Origin of the sequence: Kribbella sp. NPDC051718 (assembly GCF_040681515.1) — a bacterium.
In the GTDB taxonomy this organism is placed as follows: domain Bacteria; phylum Actinomycetota; class Actinomycetes; order Propionibacteriales; family Kribbellaceae; genus Kribbella.
Window position 1 is genome coordinate 64,074 of record NZ_JBFAYZ010000002.1, and the last position, 13,231, is coordinate 77,304.

At 67.7% G+C, this 13,231-nt stretch carries 11 protein-coding genes; 8 read left to right on the forward strand and 3 right to left on the reverse strand.

What is annotated here, in order from left to right; all coding sequences use genetic code 11:
* Positions 1 to 11: 11 nt before the first annotated feature.
* The 4 genes from AB0M15_RS06805 (at position 12) to AB0M15_RS06820 (ending at position 4,862) form a co-directional block, all read left to right on the forward strand.
* On the forward strand, positions 12 to 1,685 hold the full coding sequence (locus AB0M15_RS06805) for an alkaline phosphatase D family protein (RefSeq protein WP_363814747.1): 1,674 nt from the start codon (positions 12 to 14) through the stop codon (positions 1,683 to 1,685).
* Positions 1,686 to 1,802: 117 nt separating this feature from the next.
* The gene (locus AB0M15_RS06810; protein ID WP_363814749.1) at positions 1,803 to 2,678 is read left to right on the forward strand and encodes a S1 family peptidase; all 876 of its coding nucleotides are present in this window, start codon (positions 1,803 to 1,805) and stop codon (positions 2,676 to 2,678) included.
* 220 nt (positions 2,679 to 2,898) lie between these two features.
* Complete coding sequence (locus AB0M15_RS06815) at positions 2,899 to 3,765, forward strand: S1 family peptidase (RefSeq protein ID WP_363814751.1); 867 nt, start codon at positions 2,899 to 2,901, stop codon at positions 3,763 to 3,765.
* A gap of 368 nt (positions 3,766 to 4,133) precedes the next feature.
* The gene (locus AB0M15_RS06820) at positions 4,134 to 4,862 is read left to right on the forward strand and encodes a hypothetical protein (RefSeq protein ID WP_363814753.1); all 729 of its coding nucleotides are present in this window, start codon (positions 4,134 to 4,136) and stop codon (positions 4,860 to 4,862) included.
* Positions 4,863 to 4,941: 79 nt separating this feature from the next.
* On the opposite strand, the gene rlmB is transcribed toward AB0M15_RS06820, so the two are convergent.
* Together rlmB and cysS are read right to left on the reverse strand one after the other, a co-directional pair.
* Positions 4,942 to 5,901 carry a 23S rRNA (guanosine(2251)-2'-O)-methyltransferase RlmB gene (rlmB, locus tag AB0M15_RS06825; RefSeq protein ID WP_363814755.1) on the reverse strand — a complete coding sequence of 320 codons (960 nt, stop codon included), beginning with the start codon at positions 5,899 to 5,901 and terminating at the stop codon, positions 4,942 to 4,944.
* Between the two features lies 1 nt (position 5,902).
* Entirely contained in the window at positions 5,903 to 7,336 is a 1,434-nt protein-coding gene (gene cysS / locus AB0M15_RS06830; RefSeq protein WP_363814757.1) for a cysteine--tRNA ligase, read from the reverse strand.
* 179 nt (positions 7,337 to 7,515) lie between these two features.
* On the opposite strand from cysS, the gene AB0M15_RS06835 reads away from it, so the two are divergent.
* The 3 genes from AB0M15_RS06835 to AB0M15_RS06845 all read left to right on the forward strand — a co-directional run bounded on the left by AB0M15_RS06835 (position 7,516) and on the right by AB0M15_RS06845 (position 10,288).
* Complete coding sequence (locus AB0M15_RS06835; protein WP_363814759.1) at positions 7,516 to 8,325, forward strand: lysozyme; 810 nt, start codon at positions 7,516 to 7,518, stop codon at positions 8,323 to 8,325.
* A gap of 32 nt (positions 8,326 to 8,357) precedes the next feature.
* Complete coding sequence (locus tag AB0M15_RS06840; RefSeq protein WP_363814761.1) at positions 8,358 to 8,912, forward strand: GNAT family N-acetyltransferase; 555 nt, start codon at positions 8,358 to 8,360, stop codon at positions 8,910 to 8,912.
* Between the two features lie 89 nt (positions 8,913 to 9,001).
* A complete protein-coding gene (locus AB0M15_RS06845; RefSeq protein WP_363814763.1) occupies positions 9,002 to 10,288 on the forward strand; it encodes a peptidase C39 family protein in 1,287 nt (428 codons plus the stop codon).
* A 61-nt stretch (positions 10,289 to 10,349) separates the two neighbouring features.
* On the opposite strand, the gene AB0M15_RS06850 is transcribed toward AB0M15_RS06845, so the two are convergent.
* On the reverse strand, positions 10,350 to 12,023 hold the full coding sequence (locus tag AB0M15_RS06850) for a DUF2207 domain-containing protein (RefSeq protein WP_363814765.1): 1,674 nt from the start codon (positions 12,021 to 12,023) through the stop codon (positions 10,350 to 10,352).
* Between the two features lie 114 nt (positions 12,024 to 12,137).
* Here AB0M15_RS06850 and AB0M15_RS06855 point away from each other — a divergent pair, with 114 nt between their 5' ends.
* Positions 12,138 to 13,229: a neutral zinc metallopeptidase gene (locus tag AB0M15_RS06855; RefSeq protein ID WP_363814767.1), complete on the forward strand. Its 1,092-nt coding sequence runs from the start codon at positions 12,138 to 12,140 to the stop codon at positions 13,227 to 13,229.
* The last annotated feature ends 2 nt before the right edge of the window (positions 13,230 to 13,231 follow it).

Genomic DNA, 13,231 nt, shown 5'->3' on the forward strand with positions numbered 1-13,231 from the left:
GCGTCGTTTGAATGCAACTGAAGCTGGGTCCGCTGCTCCGGTACGTCGACGAGACACGCGCGACCGTCTGGGTGGAAACCACCTCAGCGGGCGAGGTCGAAGTACTGGGGCACCGGACCCAGACCTGGTCGGTGCACGGTCATCACTACGCGCTGGTGCTGATCGAGGGACTGCAGCCGGCCAGCGCCACGCCGTACGAGGTGCATCTGGACGGCGTGAAAGCGTGGCCGCTGGAGGAGAGTCCGTACGGGCCGAGCGTGATCCGGACCCCGCGGGCCGACGGGACCTTCCGGCTGACCTTCGGGTCCTGCCGGCGGTCGGCGCCGTTCGACGAGCAGGGGTTCAAGGATTTCGGCCCGGACGCGTTGGTGGCGCTGGCCGGGCGGATGTCGTCGGGTGAGGCCGACTGGCCCGACGCGGTGCTGTTGCTGGGTGATCAGGTGTACGCCGACGACCCGTCGGACGCGGTCCTGGCGAAGTTGCGGGCGGCGCACGGTGGCCGGCAGGGGTCCGAGGTGGCCGACGAGATCGGCAACTTCGAGGAGTACACCTGGCTGTACGACGATGCCTGGCTGAACCCGGCCGTCCGGTGGCTGTTCTCGACCGTGCCGTTGTGCATGCTGCTCGACGACCACGATCTGCGCGACGACTGGAACACCTCGCTGACCTGGCGGCGCTGGGTCACTGCGCAACCGTGGTGGCACGACCGGGTGGTCGGCGCCTACGCGTCGTACTGGGTCTACCAGCACCTCGGCAACCTGTCGCCGGAGCAGCTGGAGAAGGATCCGACGTACGCTGCGATGCGTGGGCTGGACGACGAGGACGAACGCAGCTCCTACCTCGACGCCTTCGCCTGGGAGGCCGACGAGGACCCGGCCTCGACCCGCTGGAGTTTCTACCGCGACTTCGGCGCCCGGTCTCGCGGGGTCCGGTTGCTGGCCGTCGATTCTCGTTGCTCGAGGCAACTGCAACCCGGCGAGCGGGCGATGGTCGACGCGCACGAATGGGAGTGGGTCCGGCGGCACACGATCGGCGCGACGCAGCCGATCAACCATCTGCTGCTCGCGTCCACGCTGCCGTTCCTGCTCGCACCCGGGCTGCATCATCTGGAGGGCTGGGACGAGGCGATCTCGTCGGGCGCCTGGGGCCGGCTCGGATCACGGCTCGGCGAGAAGATCCGGCAGGGCATGGATCTGGAGCACTGGGCGTCGTTCCGCAACTCGTTCGACGATCTGACCGATCTGCTCGGCGAGCTGGTCCAGTCGGAGAATCCGCCCAGCTCGGTGCTGATGCTGTCCGGTGACGTGCACTGCAGCTATCTGGCCGAGGCGTCGCTGACGGACGTCGAACACCCCGGTACGGCGATCCGCCAGCTCACCATGTCGCCGTTCCGCAACCCCGTCGGTTGGCATATCAGGCTGGCCAACAAGTTGCTCGACAGTCGTGGGATGACGAAGGTCCTGCACGGACTGTCGCGATCGGCCGGGGTCCGAGAGGTCGCGGCCAGCTGGCGGACGGCGTACGGGCCGTGGTTCGAAAACGGCGTCATGACGGTGACCGTGGACGGCGACACCGCGGCCGTCGACGTGGATCACGCGCGGCTGGTGGACGGGCGGCAGGAATTGGTGAGCACGCTGCGTTACCAACTCGCGCCTGAGGGTATGCAAGGGGTGCGGCGGAGGTAAACCCTTACGCTCCGAGTTGACCCGGGTACTTTATGACAGTTTCGGGTAGAACAGATCACGGTTGGATCAAGGACGCTCCCGCCCCGAGCGCGTCCTCACCCCACGAGGAGGCTGACCGTGAAGTTCGCCCGCATCACCGCAGTACTCGGCTCCGTAGGTCTGGCAACGGCAGGAATGCTGGCCACCCAGGCATCGGCCGCACCCACCCCCGTCTCGACGTTGTCGGCAAGCGCCATCACCGCGACGCTGAGCAAGGACGCATCCATCCCCGGTACCGCCTGGAGCACCCAGCCGGACGGCCGGATCATCGTCTCGTACGACAACACCGTGACCGGCTCGAAGCTGGCGTCGCTGACCGGTGTCACCAAGCAGTTCGGCAGCCGGGTCACCCTGGAGAAGCTGCCCGGCAAGCTGACCAAGTACATCAGTGGCGGCGACGCCATCTACGGCGGTCAGTACCGCTGCTCCCTCGGCTTCAACGTCCGCAGCGGCAGCACGTACTACTTCCTGACCGCCGGCCACTGCGGCAACATCGCGTCCTCCTGGTACGCGAACTCCGCCAAGACGACGCTGCTCGGCACGACCTACGGGTCGAGCTTCCCGGGCAACGACTACGCGATCGTCAAGTACTCCACCTCGTACACCAACCACCCTGGCAACGTCGACCTCTACAACGGCTCGACCCAGGACATCACCACGGCCGGCAACGCATCGGTCGGCCAGGCCGTCAAGCGCAGCGGTAGCACCACCGGTGTGCACAGCGGCTCCGTCACCGCGACGAACGCCACGGTGAACTACGCCGAAGGCACCGTCACCGGTCTGATCCGGACCAACGTCTGCGCCGAGGGCGGCGACTCCGGCGGCGCGCTGTTCGCCGGTACCACCGCACTGGGCCTGACGTCCGGCGGCAGCGGCAACTGCTCCTCCGGCGGTACGACCTTCTTCCAGCCGGTCACCGAGGTCCTGAGCCGGTACGGCGTCAGCGTCTACTGATCGCTCGCGCTTCTGGACGCCCCCTGCCGCGTGCGGCAGGGGGCGTTTCGGCATAACTCCTGAGTTAGGTACGGGCATAACACGGGCTCGGCCAAGTGAGGGATGACCCTTACGTTGTGGAGTTGTCCGAGTACGGATAGACAGGCCGGGTAGGTCCCTCTTCGGTTAGGTCTAGGACGCGTCCGCCCCCGAATGCGTCCTCATCGTGAGGAGACTGACTATGCGTATATCCCGTACCGCGGCAGTGCTGGCAACCGCCGGCCTCGTCGCCACCACCTCTCTGCTGGCCACTTCGGCCACCGCCGCGCCACCAGGCCCGGCCGCGATCAGCGCGATGCTGACGCGTGACGCGTCGATCCCGGGTACCGCCTGGGTGACCGACGCCAAGACGGGTGTCGTCACCGTCTCGTACGACGACACCGTCACCGGCTCGAAGCTCGACGCGCTGACCGGCGTCACCAAGCAGTTCGGTGGCAAGGTCAAGGTCGAGAAGCTGCCCGGCAAGCTGACCAAGTTCCTCAGCGGCGGCGACGCCATCTACGGCGGCCAGTACCGCTGCTCGCTCGGCTTCAACGTCACCGACGGCAGCTCGTACTACTTCCTCACCGCCGGCCATTGCGGCAACATCGCGGCCACCTGGTACGCCGACGGCGCCCACACCCAGACGGTCGGCGACACCCAGGGCTCGAGCTTCCCCGGCAACGACTACGCCTTGGTGAAGTACCCGGCCGGTACGCCGGAACCGCCCGGCAACGTGGACCTCTACAACGGCTCCTTCCAGGAGATCACCTCAGCCGGTGACGCCACGGTCGGCCAGTCGGTCACCCGTAGCGGCAGCACCACTCAGGTCCACACCGGCACGGTCACCGGCGTCAACGCCACCGTCAACTACGCCGAAGGCACCGTCACCGGCCTCATCCAGACCAACGTCTGCGCCGAAGGCGGCGACTCCGGCGGCGCCCTCTTCTCCGGCACCACAGCCCTAGGCCTCACCTCCGGCGGCTCCGGCAACTGCTCTTCCGGCGGCACCACCTACTTCCAGCCAGTCCCCGAAGCCCTCTCCACCTACAACGTCAACGTCTACTGACCCATCACTTCTGGTGTGCTTGAACACCAACCGGCGACCTTGAACACGTTATTACTTGTTCAAGGTCGCCGTTTGGTGTTCAAGGTCGCCAGATGTGGTTATCCCCAGGGGGAGAAGTCGGGGCTGGGTGGCGGTGGAGAGGGGGCATTTTCTTTGGTGTGAATAGGAAATTGCAGCGGGTGGTGCGGGAGCGGGGCGGATGGTTCAGCCGGGCTGACGCGTTGGAGGCCGCGTACACCGGGAGTGAGATTCGGCTTCGGCTCAAACATGGACAGTGGAAACGCTTGTGCCGGGACGTGTACTGCGAACCGGACGGCTGGCCCGAAGACGAATCCCCTTGGGCCCGTACCGAGCGATTGCATACTCTGATGGCGCGGGCTGTGGTCGGGCGGCTGGATGGTGCGGTTGTCATCAGCCACCAGTCGGCCACCTTGCTCCACGGGCTCCCAGCCTGGGGACTGGACCACAGCAAGGTCCACGTGACGAGGACTGCGGGGCGAGCACGGTCGGACCGCTCGGTTCAGGTCCATCGGACGGTGCTCGCGACGGACGAGGTCAGCGAGATAGGCGGTTTGCTTGTCACCGCTCCGGCCAGGGCAATCGTCGAGACGGCCTGTACTTCGTCGTACGAGGTCGGCGTGGTGTTGGCGGATGCCGCCTTGCGGGCTGGCCTGGTGACGCCCGAACAGCTGATCACGATGGTTGACTACCTCGAGCACTGGCCTGGATCGCCGGCCGCCCGGGCCGCAGTCGCCTTCGCCGATGGAACAAGCGAGTCGGTGGGCGAGTCCAGGCTCCGGGTCCTGATGGCCAATGAAGGTCTCCCCACCCCCAGAGCCCAGGTGGAGATCCATGATTCGGCCGGGCGGCTGCTCGCGCGAGTCGATTTCCTGCTGCTCGACCACCTGATCGTCGAGTTCGACGGCGCCCTGAAGTACGAGAGTTCCAAGGCCTTGGTCGCCGAGAAGTGGCGCGAAGATCGTCTTCGCGAAGAGGGCTACACCTTCGCCCGCATCAGTTGGGCCGACCTCGACCACCCCCGGGCGACCGCCACGCGTCTCCGGCGCCTACTCGGCGTACAGGCGATGTCGGCCTGAACACCAAACGGCGACCTTGAACAAGTTATTACGTGTTCAAGGTCGCCGTTGGGTGTTCAAGGTCGCCATGGACGGCGGGTCAGCCGCGGCGGCGGGAGATTTCGTAGAGGGCTACGCCGGTGGCTATGCCGGCGTTGAGGGATTCGGTGGCGCTCGTCATCGGGATGGAGACGATGAGGTCGCAGTTTTCGCGGACCAGGCGGGCCAGGCCTTTGCCTTCGGAGCCGACTACCAGGACGATCGGCTCGGTGGCGGCTACCAGGTCGGGGAGTTCTACCTCGCCGCCCATGTCCAGGCCGATGATCAACAGGCCGGCGTCCTTGTAGGACTTGAGGGCTCGGTTGAGGTTGGTGGCCCGGGCGACCGGGATGCGGGCCGCGGCGCCGGCGGAGGTCTTCCAGGCCGAGGCGGTCATCGAGGCCGTGCGGCGCTCAGGGACCAGTACGCCGTGCGCGCCGAAGGCCGCCGCGGACCGGGTGATGGCACCCAGGTTGCGGGGGTCCGTCACACCGTCGAGGGCGACGATCAGCGGCACCTGGCCGGCGTCGTACGCCCGGGACAGCAGGTCGTCCGGGTGGGCGTACTCGTACGGCGGGATCTGGACCGCGAGGCCCTGGTGGGCGCCGTGGCTGGTCAGCCGGTCCATCTCGATCCGCGGTACCTCGAGCAGCGAGATGCCGTGCTCGGTCGCGATCAGCAGCGCCTCCCGCAGCCGGGCGTCGCGTTCGGTGCCCTCGGCAACGTACAGCGCGTTGATCGGGACGCCCGCGCGGAGCGCCTCGACCACCGGGTTGCGGCCGTAGACCCACTCGACGGTCGCCTCGGTGTCCTTACGGTCGGTACGGCGGCCGCCGGTGCGCTTCTCGGCGCGCTCCTTGGCCTTCGCCCGCTTGTGGGCGGGGTGCTTGGTGCGGTCCACCGCCTTCGGCGTGGGGCCCCGGCCCTCGAGGCCCTGGCGGACCCGGCCACCGGAACCGGCGGTCGGGTTGCCCTTGGGCTTCCTGCGGATGGCGCCCTTGCGCTGACTACTGCCTGGCACTTCAGTTTCCTTCGGTTGATTCGGGCTGGGCTACCGTCCAGCGGGCACCCTGTGGGGTGTCCTCGACGATGACGCCCAGCGCCTTGAGCCCGTCGCGGATGTCGTCCGACGCGGCATAGTCCTTACGTTCGCGGGCGGCCTGCCGCTGATCCAGCAGCGCCTTCACCAAGCCGTCGACGACCTCGGTGAGCTCCTCGCCGCCGCCGGCCCGCGAGGCCCACGGCTCGGCCAGCGGGTCGAGCCCGAGCACGCCGAGCATGGCCCGCACCGCGGCCAGATTCTCTTGCAGGGCAGGGGAATCGCCGTCGGCGACCAGCTTGTTGCCGTCCCGCACCGTGTTGTGCAGCACCGCGACGGCGGCCGGCGTCCCGAGGTCGTCGTCCATCGCGTCGGCGAACGCCTGCGGCACATCGGCGGCCGGCGAGACCCCACCGGTCACCTCGGTCGCGCGATCGACGTACCCCTCGATCCGCTGGAAGCTCGTCGCGGACTCCTCGAGCGCACCCATCGAGAACTCGACCACCGAACGGTAGTGCGAGCTCACGAGGTAGTAGCGCAGCTCGATCGGCCGGACCTGCTCGACCACGTTGCGCACGACGGCGCCGTTGCCGAGCGACTTGGACATCTTCTCGCCGGCCGCGGTGACGAGCGCGCTGTGCATCCAGAAGCGGGCGAACTTCTGCCCGACCGCCTTGGACTGGGCCAGCTCGTTCTCGTGGTGCGGGAAGCGCAGATCGAGGCCGCCGCCGTGGATGTCGAACTCGGTGCCGAGGTACTTGCCGGCCATCGCCGAGCACTCCAGGTGCCAGCCCGGGCGGCCGTCGCCCCACGGGGTCGGCCAGGAGGCGGTCCGCGGGGTGCCCTCGGTGTAGCCCTTCCAGAGCGCGAAGTCGCGGGGGTCGCGCTTGCCGCGCGGGTCCGCGTCCTCGGCCGGCTCCATGTCGTCGATCCGCTGGTTCGACAGCTCGCCGTACGCCGGCCAGGACTTCACGTCGAAGTAGACGTCACCGGAGCCGTCGGTCGCGGCGTACGCGTGCCCGCGCTCGATCAGCTGCTCGATCATCACGACCATCTCGGGGATGTGCCCGGTGGCCCGCGGCTCGTACGTCGGCGGACGGCAGCCCAGTACGTCGTACGCCCAGTGCAACTCGCGCTCGAACTCGTAGGCGTGCGCCCACCACGGCACGCCGCGCTCGGCCGACTTGGCCAGGATCTTGTCGTCGATGTCGGTGACGTTCGCGATCACGGTGACGTCGTAGCCGGAGCGCTCCAGCCAGCGCCGGAGCACGTCGAACACGATCTCCTTGTAGATGTGCCCCACGTGCGGGGCACCCTGCACCGTCAGCCCACAGTGGTAGATCCCGACCTTGCCCGGCTGGACCGGCTCGAAATCCCTCACTGCTGCTGTCGCGGTGTCGTACAAGCGAAGTGTCACCGATCAAGGGTAACGGTGATCAGGGAGTGCTCTTGACAATTCTCCACCGGCTGTCCCTTCGATCGTCGTCAAATAGCCACAGCAAATTCTCCGAATGAGTTACTTTCCGCCGACGAGCGGCGTAGCGTCGCTGAGTGAGCGCTCTGTTCCGCCCTCATCGCTCTCCGTGGAGGTTCCTCGTGAAATCCCTCATCACGGGTGCCGCCGCCACCCTCGGCCTGCTCTTGGCCCCGCTTGGCGCCGCCGCCCAACCCGCTGCTCACCAGCCGACACCCACTGCCCGCCAGCACGGCATCACCAAGGCCGGTGACGCCTACATGGGCTGGCTCGCGCCCACGACCGCCAGCCGCTCCACCCAGGCCGCGCCCGCGGCAGTAGTGGAAGGTATCGACGTCTCCAGCCACCAGGGCAACGTGGACTGGGCCAGCTGGTGGAACAACGGCAAGCGGTTCGCCTACAGCAAGGCCACCGAAGGCAACTACTACTCCAACCCGTACTTCGCCCAGCAGTACAACGGGTCCTACAACGTCGGGATGATCCGCGGCGCCTACCACTTCGCCACCCCGAACGACTCCAGCGGAGCCAACCAGGCCAACTACTTCGTCGACCGCGGCGGCGCCTGGTCGCGCGACGGCCGGACCCTGCCGGGTGCGCTCGACATCGAGTACAACCCGTACGGCGCGACTTGCTACGGGCTGAGCCAGGCCTCGATGGTCAACTGGATCCGCGACTTCCTCAACACCTACAAGTCCCGTACCGGTCGCGACGCGGTCATCTACACCAACCTGGACTGGTGGACCCAGTGCACGGGCAACAGCACCGCCTTCAGCTCCACCAACCCGCTCTGGGTGGCGCGGTACAACTCATCGCCTGGCACCCTGCCGGGCGGCTGGCCGTACTACACGTTCTGGCAGTGGACCTCGTCCCCGCTCGACCAGGACCACTTCAACGGCGACCAGTCCCGGCTGGTGGCACTGGCCAACGGCTAAATCGGGTTGCAGCGGTCTCTTAGGCTCGATCGGTGAGCTATTCCTTGCCGATCGAGACCGACCGCCTGACCCTTCGCCGCTACCTCGAGACCGACTACGACGACCTGCTGAAGCTCCAGTCCAGCCCCGACGTCACCAGGTTTCTGCTGTACGACCCGAAGACGCCCGAGCAGGTCCGGCAATCCCTGGCCGGCCGGCTGGCCGACGTACCGATGGACACCGACGGACAAGCGCTCACCGTCGCGGTGATCCTGCGGGAGACCGGCCGGCACGTCGGCGAGGTGACGCTGTTCGTCCATCAGGCCGAGCAGCGGACCGGTGAGGTCGGCTTCGTCTTCCACCCTGACTTCCACGGCCAGGGGTATGCCCGCGAAGCGTCGGTCGAGTTGCTCCGGCTCGGCTTCGAGGAGCTCGGCTGGCACCGGATCATCGGCCGCCTCGACCATCGCAACACCGGCTCGGCCAAACTGCTCGAGCGGCTCGGGATGCGGTTGGAGGCGCATTTCGTGCGCAACGAGTTCCTCAAGGGCGAGTGGACCGACGAGCTGGTCTACGCGCTGCTCGCGGACGAATGGAAGGCCCGCTGAGCGGGCAGGTAATAAAATAACCGAATAGCGACACATCGCGGCACGCGTTCACCGCGACAGCCGGCCTGAGCGGGTCTACCGTCGAAAACATGACCGCCGCCCGCCCCCTTGCCGCGCTGATCACCGGCGTGGTCACGCTCAGTCTGATCGCCGGACCGAGCCTGGCCGCGCCACCCCAGCAGCGCGAGATCACCTACCGCACGTGGACGTCGTCCGCCGACTTCCTCAAAGGCACCCGCTCCGGGACCACCGTCGTCAACGGCGCCCTGCGATTCGGCTCGGCCACCGGCACCACGTCGTACGTCGATCCGTTCGGCGACGGCACCGCCAAGGCCTACGAGCAGGCCACCTGGGTCTCGCCCGAGGTGAAGACCAGCTACGGCCTGACCGAACTGGTCGCCTCCTGGAACGCCACAACTCCCGCCGGGACCTGGATCGAGGTCGCCATGTCGGGCCACTCCGACGAGGGCACCACCACCAAGTGGTACGTGCTCGGCCGCTGGAACCGTGGCGACGACACTGCCGCCGGGGACATCCACCGCACCTCGGTGAGCGGCCAGAAGGACACCACCGGCACAGTCTCGGTCGACACCTTCGTAGCCGGAGCAGGCCGCTCCCTGGACCGCTGGCGCCTCAAGGTCACCCTCTACCGCCTCGCCGGTACTACGAAAGTCCCAGTACTCCAGTCGGTAGGCGCCATGGCCTCCCGCCTGCCCGCTGACGAGACAGTGCCCGTCAGCCGGGGCGGAGGCGCCTGGGGTCGCGTACTCGACGTACCGACGTACTCGCAGGAGACACACATCGGCCACTACCCGCAGTGGGACAACGGTGGCGAGGCCTGGTGCTCGGCGACGTCCACTGCAATGGTGCTCGACTACTACCGGCGTGGACCGACTAGGGCCGAGACGGCCTGGGTGGATCCGGCCGATCCCGATCCGCAGGTCGATCACTCGGCCAGGTCGGTCTTCGACTACAAGTACGACGGCGCGGGCAACTGGCCCTTCAACACCGCGTACGCCGGAACGCGCGGGCTCGACGCCTTCGTCACCCGGCTGCGCTCACTGACCGAGGCCGAGCAGTTCATCAAGGCCGGCATCCCTCTGGTCGCGTCGCTGTCCTTCGAGAAGGACGAACTCCCGGGCGCGGGCTACGGCACCAACGGCCACCTGATGGTCATCGTCGGCTTCGCCGCGAACGGCGACGTGGTGGTCAACGACCCGGCGTCGCACCTGATCAAGAGCAATGACGAGGTCCGGACTGTTTACAACCGGGCCGCCTTCGAGAACGCTTGGATCCCGCACTCGGGCGGGATCGTCTACGTGATCCACCCGGCGGCGAAGCGACTGCCACCGAAGACCCACCAGGCCAACTGGTAACCCCACAAACAGGAACCGCCCGTATGCCGGGGGCGGCGTACGGGCGGTTCCGACGTACTGACTAGCGCGTGAAGAGCGCGCCGGTGAGGTTCGTGGTGAGGTTGCGGAGCGAGTCGGGCAGGTACTGCAGGTGCCAGCCCCGCGGGCCGCGGTACCAGTGGAAGCCCTCGTCTTCGTCCTCGTCCGAGTCCGTCGCCACCAGGGCGTCGATCCAGCGCTCCGAGCCGCCCAGGACGACGGCATACGGGAGCGCGCGGGAGCAGAGCTCGGCGTGCTGGTCGGTCGGCAGCTCGCTGACGTCCATCTCCAGCAGCTCGCCACGGATGGCGGCGACCTGGCCGAGGACGCGGCCGGCGGCAGGTGCCTTCGCCGGCATGTGGCGGCCGATGACGAGCAGGCCGACACCGACCGCGGTGAGGGCGATGCCCACCAGGCCCCAGGTCGAGGTGAGGGCGAGTACGACGGTCAGGACGATGCCGATCCCGGTCGTGACGATGCCGATGGTCGCCCAGAGCGAGCGGGTCCGGTCCGGGCGCTCGGTGAACCAGCCGCGCTTCACGACCCCGTCGTACAAGGCGTCCTGGACCTGGCCGAGGTTCGCGCGGACCTGGCGGCCGAGCTCGGAGACCAGCACCGAGTCGTTGTCGCCGAAGATCGCGCGGACCAGGACGTTCTCGTACCGCTGCAGCTCCTCGGCGGGCGCGTTCTTGACCCGGCGCAGTTCCCAGTCCGGCCGGGAGAACTCGCTCTCGTGCTCCAGCTCGGTGATCGTGAGGTGCCCGCGGACGGCCAGGTCGATGATGGTCGCGGTGACGTCGACCGGGTCGATCCGCTCGTCGATCAGGGTGCCGACCTCGCCGGGCCGCAGATCGGCCGGCGGGGTGAAGTCGATCCGGGTGTCCTGGCCGAGGCTGAACAACGACGCCGGTACGACGCGGCGCGGGTCCACCTGGTCACGACCGCGCAACCGGTACAGCAGCAGCAACGCGAGCGCGCCGAGCAGCAGTACCGCGAGTGCGGTGATCAGCTGGGCCGTGTCGGTCGAGAACGCCCGCTTGAACGTCTTGCGGTACTCCACGATCGAGTTGGCCGCGATCTGGCCCTTGGGGAAACCGACCGTCATCCGGATCGTGTTGCCCGGCGGCAGCCCGGTCTGCTTGAAGGTCGGGCCGGACGTCTCGCCGATCTGCGCCAGCGTGCACGGGAAGTTGCTGTCGATCGCGCCGGCGAAGCAGGAGACGTGGCTGACCTCGGGGGTGCTGTAGACGATGTTCGCGTCCTGCACGGTCATCGCCAGCCCGGTCAGCGGCGAGAACCGCACCTCGGTGCCGTTCAGCGTCTCCGCGACCGCGCCCTTGACGGTGTAGTCGAACTCGAGCTCGGTGTCGCCGCCGGACAGGTCGGCGACCGCGATCGAGCTGATGTCGCCGGTGGTGGTGAGTTCCTTGGTCTTCTCCGCACCACCGGACTTGACCTGCAGGTCCTCGATCTTCTGCACGTGGTCGACGTCGTCGGCGAGGTGCTCACGGGTGACCACGAACCGGGTGAAGGTCCCGGACACGTTGCTCAGCTTCCAGACCTCGACGACCTTCAGCGTGCCGTCCCGCTCGACCCTGATGGTGCTGTTGAAATTGGTGACGACCGGGTCGGCGGTGGTCGTCGCGCCAGCTGGTACGCCGGTCAGAGCCAGGAAACCGAGGGCACACAGAGGTACCCCGAGCAGACGTCTACGCATCGCCCAATCACACCGTATCGAGAGGGTCAGAGCCTTGCGGCCGGCCGGCCGGGGCAGTAGTTGCAGACCGCACCATACCGGGTCTGAGCCAGGGCTCCGATAGCGTCAGCCTTCGTGTCCTACCAGCCGCCCCCTGGGCAGTACCCGCCGCCACCGCAGTACGGATGGGGGCCGCAGACCAGCCTGCCGCCCAAGAAGAGGGGTGGGTCGGGCAAAGCCCTGCTGATCATCCTGGGAATCGCAGTACTCGGAACAGCCGGGATCGCCGGCCTGTCGGGCGCTCTGAAGCACCACGATCCTTCCTATACCGGTATTCCGTACCCTAGTACGACGTACAGCCCGACGTACGAGCCGACCGAGGCGCCCTCCGCGCAGCCGCCCAGTGTGAAGCCGACTCGGCCTGTGGTGACCGCCAAGCCGCCAGTGGTCAAGCCGCCGGCGCCGCGGCCGACCGCGCCTCGGGTGAAGCCCAAGCCGGAGCCGAGCGACCTGGACATCGTTGCCCGCAACAAGCTCTACAAGGCCGGCACGATGGGCTCGGTCAACTGCAAGGAGTCCAAGGCCCGCCCGTCGACCGTTGCCGGTGCCCGGGCCAACTACGCGAACCTGGCCCGGTGCCTCAACCGCGCCTGGCCCGCCCTGGTGGTGAAGGCCGGCGCCACGTTCCGCCCGCCGACGGTGCTCTCGTTCTCCGGAACGGTCAACTCGCCCTGCGGCAGCATGTCCGACACCGGGCCGCCCTTCTACTGCCCGACCAACCAGACCATCTACATGAACCTGTCCGAGGACATCGGCGACTACAACCAGGACCCGTCGGTCTACAACCGGGTCTGGGCGCGGATGTGGATGCTGCACCAGTTCGCGCACGAGTACGGCCACCACGTGCAGACGCTGACCGGCATCTTCCAGGCCAGCTGGAACCTGCGCTACGAGGCGCCGAACCAGGCCGCTGAGCTGCAGGGCAGCCGCCGGCTCGAGCTGCAGGCGTCCTGCTTCAGCGACATCTTCATCTCGGCCAACAAGCGCAGCTACCCGCTCACGGGCGAGTCCCTGCGGCAGTGGAAGTGGTTGATCGGGGACACCATCGACCGGCGGCACGACCACGGCAGCACGGCCAACCACAAGTACTGGGCGCTGAAGGGCTACAACAGCCGCGGCCCGGCCGCCTGCAACACGTTCACGGCCTCCGGCGCGAAGGTGTCATAGGG

Bases quoted from the DNA above. Each gene is read 5' to 3' on its own strand.
- AB0M15_RS06805 (WP_363814747.1), top strand. From the start codon at position 12: ATGCAACTGAAGCTGGGTCCGCTGCTCCGGTACGTCGACGAGACACGC.
- AB0M15_RS06815 (WP_363814751.1), top strand. From the start codon at position 2,899: ATGCGTATATCCCGTACCGCGGCAGTGCTGGCAACCGCCGGCCTCGTC.
- AB0M15_RS06820 (WP_363814753.1), top strand. From the start codon at position 4,134: ATGGCGCGGGCTGTGGTCGGGCGGCTGGATGGTGCGGTTGTCATCAGC.
- AB0M15_RS06845 (WP_363814763.1), top strand. From the start codon at position 9,002: ATGACCGCCGCCCGCCCCCTTGCCGCGCTGATCACCGGCGTGGTCACG.
- AB0M15_RS06850 (WP_363814765.1), bottom strand. From the start codon at position 12,023: ATGCGTAGACGTCTGCTCGGGGTACCTCTGTGTGCCCTCGGTTTCCTG.